Origin of the sequence: Christensenella sp., from assembly GCF_034927525.1 — a bacterium.
Classification (GTDB): Bacteria; Bacillota; Clostridia; order Christensenellales; family Christensenellaceae; genus Christensenella.
Window position 1 is genome coordinate 1 of the sequence record NZ_JAYFPU010000350.1, and the last position, 5,774, is coordinate 5,774.

General features: G+C 51.4%; 5 protein-coding genes and 1 pseudogene. 4 read left to right on the forward strand and 2 right to left on the reverse strand.

The genetic code is table 11. The annotated features are described in order from the left end of the window. Nucleotides 1-402: pseudogene (locus tag VB081_RS13950) on the reverse strand (dehydrogenase); the annotation flags it as partial. Between the two features lie 404 nt (nucleotides 403-806). On the opposite strand from VB081_RS13950, the gene lpdA reads away from it, so the two are divergent. Genes lpdA through VB081_RS13970 form a run of 4 tightly spaced genes read left to right on the forward strand, consistent with a single transcriptional unit; the run spans nucleotide 807 to nucleotide 5,170 of the window. Beyond that, on the forward strand, nucleotides 807-2,171 hold the full coding sequence (lpdA, locus tag VB081_RS13955) for a dihydrolipoyl dehydrogenase (RefSeq protein ID WP_323401385.1): 1,365 nt from the start codon (nucleotides 807-809) through the stop codon (nucleotides 2,169-2,171). Between the two features lie 35 nt (nucleotides 2,172-2,206). Next, nucleotides 2,207-3,262 (forward strand): zinc-dependent alcohol dehydrogenase, encoded by a 1,056-nt coding sequence (locus VB081_RS13960; protein WP_323401386.1) that lies wholly within the window; start codon nucleotides 2,207-2,209, stop codon nucleotides 3,260-3,262. Between the two features lie 35 nt (nucleotides 3,263-3,297). Then, nucleotides 3,298-4,194, forward strand: a complete 897-nt coding sequence (locus VB081_RS13965) for a sugar phosphate isomerase/epimerase family protein (protein ID WP_323401387.1) — start codon at nucleotides 3,298-3,300, stop codon at nucleotides 4,192-4,194. A 16-nt stretch (nucleotides 4,195-4,210) separates the two neighbouring features. Continuing rightward, entirely contained in the window at nucleotides 4,211-5,170 is a 960-nt protein-coding gene (locus VB081_RS13970) for a D-2-hydroxyacid dehydrogenase (protein ID WP_323401388.1), read from the forward strand. 64 nt (nucleotides 5,171-5,234) lie between these two features. Here the strand turns inward: VB081_RS13970 and VB081_RS13975 are convergent. Beyond that, nucleotides 5,235-5,774, reverse strand: a 540-nt coding sequence (locus tag VB081_RS13975) for an RpiB/LacA/LacB family sugar-phosphate isomerase (RefSeq protein WP_323401389.1), incomplete at its 5' end; no start/stop codon positions are given.

Here is a 5,774-nt window from a genome sequence, read left to right on the forward strand (position 1 = left end):
CATGATCTTGTAGAGCTCGTCTTCCGGAAGCTCGCGGATCGCGGACATTGCCCGTGCCAGAACCTCTGCATGCGCACGGTGCGTGCCCAGCGAATAATCGTTCGTATCGAGCACATACGCCTCGCCCACAGCAAACGCTTCCTGCCCGTGCGAGCAATGCGCAGGGCCGGTATAAGAGTATTCGATTCCGTTATATGTCTTGACTGTACGGATACCCTCGAGCATCGTTTCAAACTCACGGATCAGCCTCATATCTTCAAAGATATGCTTTAAATCTTCCTCCGGAAATTGTTTTTTTACGTCCTTCAGTGTTTTTTGGTATACATTGAGCGGGATATCCGCAAACGTAAGCGTACCCGGCGTGCGCACTGCCTTTGGATCCACAACAAGTGATTTTGGCATGATCGTAACTCCTTACTATTATTTATGATATTTGATTGGGTAATATTTATATCGCAACGATTTGTCGGGGGTATATTATTTAAGCTAATCTTTATAAAATTTACTTAAATTTATTATAGGTTTTTTCAGGAAATGTGTCAAGATATTTTTTGATATTTTTTGCCAAAAAAGCTTAATATAGGCTATTATAGGCTTTTTATATCAGTGCTTCCAAATTTTTTGAAAAATACGTTTTTGAAAAAATAAATATTTTTTTGTTTTTTATATTGAAATATTTTGTATCATAGATTATAGTAAGTTTATACATTTATTTGAGTAGATTTTAACACCAATACCCCCACTTATCAATATCTTTGGAATCATTGATTTATAGACTCATATTATAAGGAGGCAACTGCATCCAAATGGAAATCGTTATTTTAGGAGGAGGCCCCGGCGGATACGTGGCGGCGATCCATGCTGCCAGATCGGGCGCTAAGGTTACACTGATCGAAAAGGATAAGCTGGGCGGTACATGTCTCAATCGTGGGTGTATTCCCACGAAGGCCATTCTGCATTCGGCAAACCTGCTGCATGAAGTCAGGAACGGAAAAGAAATCGGCATCGAGGCTGACGGCGTTTCCGTAAATTTTGCCGCGGTCATGTCAAATAAAGACAATATCGTTACAAAGCTTACAGGAGGCGTTGGTTATCTTTTAAAGAAAAACAATGTGCGCGTGATTACTGGCGAAGCCAAATTTCTGGACGCGCACCGCGTAAGCGCCGGCGGACAGGAAATCAGGGCAGATCATTTTATTATCGCCACAGGTTCCGCTCCTTCCGACCTCCCCTTTGCAAAGGCAGACGGAAACAGTATATTGAACAGCGACCATATCATGAAGCTCACCACGCTGCCCAAATCCCTCGCCATCGTTGGCGGCGGCGTGATCGGTTGCGAGATCGCACAGGCTCTTGCACGCATGGGCTGTAAGGTCTCTGTGATAGAAATGCTTCCCCGCCTGATTGCGAATATGGACGAGGAACAATCCGCCCTTCTTGAAAAGACGATGAAAAGCGACGGTGTGGATATTTTCCTGGATCACGCGATTGAGGCGATAACGCCGGACGCGGGCGGCGTTAAGATTGCCTATACTTCGCCCGACCGAAAAAAGCAAAACCTCACAGCGGAAAAAGTTTTGCTTGCGGCGGGACGCAGGCCAAACAGCGCTGATTTGGCTCTTGAAAAGGCAGGCGTGGCAATAACGTCCAAGGGATATATCTCTACCGACACCCATATGCGCACCAACGTCCCGACTATCTATGCCATTGGAGATATCACGGGCAATATCCAGCTCGCGCACGTCGCTTCGCACCAAGGGATCATCGCGGTCAATAATATCCTCGGCCATGTGCAGCAAATAGACTATGCTGCCGTGCCCCAGTGCATATACACCTCGCCAGAGCTTGCGTCCGTCGGCCTTAGCGAGGGCGACGCAGAAAAACAAGGAGCGCTCAAGGTCGGCCGTTTTTCCGCCTCGGGCAACGGCCGCGCCATGATAGAGCGCAGCGACGGTTTTTCCAAGATCATCGCCGATAAAGGCACGGGCGTGATCCGCGGCATACACCTTGCCGGCCCTATGGTGACGGAAATGATCTCCGGCATGGCTGCGCTTGTGCAGTTCGAAGCCGCGACCAGTGATATGGAAGATGTTATTTTTGCACATCCCAGCGTCAGCGAAATGATACACGAGAGCATCCTTGACGCGGACGGCATGGCGATCCACCAATAAATAAGAAATCCTATCTGAAAAGGAGGCTTGAATCAATGGAAAACAGCAATAAAATGAAAGCTCTTGTAAAATACGCGCCCGGCCCGGGTAATATGGAAATTCGGGATATGCCTGTCCCTCACGCCGCTCCGGGACAGGTCAAGATCAAGATCATGGAGGCCGGTATATGCGGTTCCGACCTGCATATCTACCACAGCGATATCGCGATCCCCGTGAACCCGCCCGTCATCACCGGACATGAATTTTCCGGCGTTGTTGACGAGGTGGGCGAGGGCGTGACCGGCTATGCGGTCGGCGACCCCGTCGTTTCGGAGACTGCCTACGATTATTGCGGTAAGTGCGATTTTTGCCGCGAAGGCTGGTATAATCTTTGTATCGGGCGCAGGACGCTCGGCTACTGGTACAACGGCATCTTCACCCAATATACTGTTGTTCCCGCAGACCGCGTGCACCACATCCCCGAAGGCGTGAGCTTTACCGCCGCGGCCATGACCGAGCCGCTCGCGTGTGTGACGCACGCCGTGGGCGATCTTACCGTGATCAATCCGGGCGACGTTGTTCTTGTTTCCGGCCCCGGCTCTATCGGTATGATGGCAGCGCAGGTCGCAAAGGCTTATGGCGCAACGGTCATCGTTTCCGGTACCGATATCGACGAAGAACGGCTTGCCCTCGCAAAGCAACTGGGCGCAGACTATACGGTCAACGTGCAAAAGGACGACCTTGAGGCACTCATCCTGCGCGTGACGGACAATTACGGCGTGGATGTTGTGCTGGAATGCTCGGGCGCAGCGCCTGCGATCAATACTGCGCTGCGTCTTGTAAAGAAGCGCGGTTATTTCACACAGATCGGTCTGACTGGCAAAAAAATCGAATTCGACATTGAAGCGATCAATTATAAGGAAATGCACTTTTCCGGTTCTATGGGCTCGCGCAACGCAAGCTGGCGTATGGCGCTTAAGCTGCTTGGCGAGCACCGCGTGAATCTAGAGCCGCTCGTCACCCATAAACTTCCCATTACGCAGTGGGAGGAAGCCTTTGACCTGTTTGAGAAAAAAGCAGGCGGAAAAATATTCTTACTTCCCGTAGAATAATTTAAAATAATACATAGAAGCAAAGGAGAAAAATCATGAGAGACTCGATCCATAAATATTTTCAGGTCGGTACCATCCAGTGGATGAGCCATCCGAAACGCGATGTGCTGGAATCTATCCGCACGATTGCGAAAGACGACTTTTTCGATGCGCTGGAGGTGTGCAAATTTGCAGACGACGCGACGCGTGCGCAGGCAAAGGATATCTTGGAACAGTCGCATCTTAAGGTCTGCTACGGTGCGCAACCAAGGCTTTTGGGCCCTAAGCTCAACCCCAACGATATTGACGAGGCGGGGCGCAAGGCTGCCGAGGCCACGCTGATCGAAGCTGTAGATGAAGCGGAATACCTTGGCGCAAAGGGCATCGCTTTTCTGGCGGGCAAATGGGAGGAAGCAACCAAGGACCAGGCCTATGCGCAGCTTTTAAAGACCACGCGCGCGGTATGCGATTACGCGGCCAAAAAAGGCATGATCGTAGAGCTCGAAGTATTCGATTTCGATATGGACAAAGCAGCGCTCATCGGCCCTGCGCCTTATGCGGCGCAGTTCGCGGCTGATATGCGCACCACACACAACAATTTTGGCCTGATGGTGGATTTGAGCCACTTTCCGACCACCTACGAGACAAGCCAGTTCGTCGTACGTACGCTGCGTCCGTACATCACACATTTCCACATCGGCAACGCCGTTGTAGTGCAAGGCTGCGAAGCCTACGGCGACCAGCATCCGCGCTTTGGTTATCCCAACAGCGCAAACGACGTGCCCGAGCTGCTGGATTTCTTCCGCGTATTAAAAGAAGAAGGCTTCTTCAATGCGCAAGCGCCTTATGTCCTCTCGTTTGAGGTAAAGCCGTGGAAGGATGAAGACGAAGACCTGATCCTGGCGAACACCAAGCGCGTGATCAACCGCGCATGGGCGCTTTTGGAAGACTGAGAAGGGAGCAAACCTGATGACAAAAATCGTAGTACTTGACGGATATACCGAAAACCCGGGCGACCTGAGCTGGGACGCTCTCGGCGCTCTTGGCGAGCTTGCCGTATATGACCGTACGCCCGCAGACAAAATCATCGAGCGTATTGGCGACGCAGACGCCGTTTATACCAACAAAACGCCGATCTCGCGCGAAACGCTTAACGCCTGTGAAAACGTACGCTTCATCGGTGTGCTTGCAACCGGCTACAACGTGGTCGATGTGGATGCTGCCAAAGAAAAGGGCATCATCGTTTCCAACATTCCGACCTACGGCACAGACGCAGTCGGCCAGTTCGCCATTGCCATGCTGCTGGAGATCTGCCACCACATCGGCCATCACGACCAGGCAGTCCACGAGGGGCGATGGACAAACAACGACGACTGGTGCTTCTGGGATTATCCCCTCAGTGAGCTTGCCGGCAAGACGATGGGCATCATCGGCTTTGGGCGCATCGGTCAGGCGACCGGACGCATCGCCAAGGCGCTCGGTATGAAGGTCATCGCTTACGACAGCTACCAGAACGAAGCAGCCAAAGCCATCGGCGAATATGTCGATCTGGATACCTTATTAAAAAAATCCGACGTAATCGCGCTGCACTGCCCCCTGTTCCCTGAGACAGACGGCATCATCAACAAAAACACGATCGCTAAAATGAAGGACGGTGTGATCATCCTCAACAACAGCCGCGGCCCGCTGATCGTAGAACAGGATTTGACCGACGCCCTCAACAGCGGCAAGGTCTATGCGGCAGGACTCGACGTTGTATCGACAGAGCCCATCCGTGCAGACAACCCCTTGCTGGGTGCGAAAAATTGCCTGATCACCCCGCACATCAGCTGGGCGCCCAAGGAAAGCCGCCAGCGCCTGATGGATATCGCGGTGGACAACTTAAAGCAGTTCCTTGCAGAAAATCCTGTCAACATCGTCAATCCCTGAAAAATCATATGATACAAAAAACAGGCTGCCTGATATGCAGCCTGTTTTTTATTTCATATTCCGCTTATTTCTTTTCCAGCTCCTGCATGTACTTGTATGCGGCCTCGAGCACCGCGGCTGTTCCCGCGTCCTCGCCCTGCTTCCATTCGGTTTCTAAGAAGGTATCCACCATCTTGCATCCAAGCTCGGGTGCGGCAAAGAACCCGCCCAGGCCAAGTACGTTGATATTGTTGAACGTACGCGCGCGGTCGACTGCATATACAGATTCGCATAGCCCGCAGTATACGCCCGGATATTTGTTGGCAATGAGGCTCACACCCATGCCCGTGCCGCAAATCACGACGCCGCGATCAAACTGTCCGCTGGAAACCGCCTGTCCTAAATTGCTGCCGACTTCATAATACTCCACCGGTTGATCCGGACTGAGCGTGCCCACGTCTGTTACCTCAAAGCCAAGCCCTTCCAGATGCTTTTTCACAGCCTCCTTGAGCGTAAAGCCACTCATGTCAGAACCGATCACTATTTTTTTCATTGTCATTTCCTCCTTTGGAATGGTAGGTATCCTGTCGCTTTTATCAGCGTAATCGACCGGTGGTTTTTGTTT

Excerpts from the sequence above, each read along its gene's own strand:
- VB081_RS13970 (WP_323401388.1), top strand. The coding sequence starts at position 4,211 with ATGACAAAAATCGTAGTACTTGACGGATATACCGAAAACCCGGGCGAC.
- lpdA (WP_323401385.1), top strand. The coding sequence starts at position 807 with ATGGAAATCGTTATTTTAGGAGGAGGCCCCGGCGGATACGTGGCGGCG.
- VB081_RS13960 (WP_323401386.1), top strand. The coding sequence starts at position 2,207 with ATGGAAAACAGCAATAAAATGAAAGCTCTTGTAAAATACGCGCCCGGC.
- VB081_RS13965 (WP_323401387.1), top strand. The coding sequence starts at position 3,298 with ATGAGAGACTCGATCCATAAATATTTTCAGGTCGGTACCATCCAGTGG.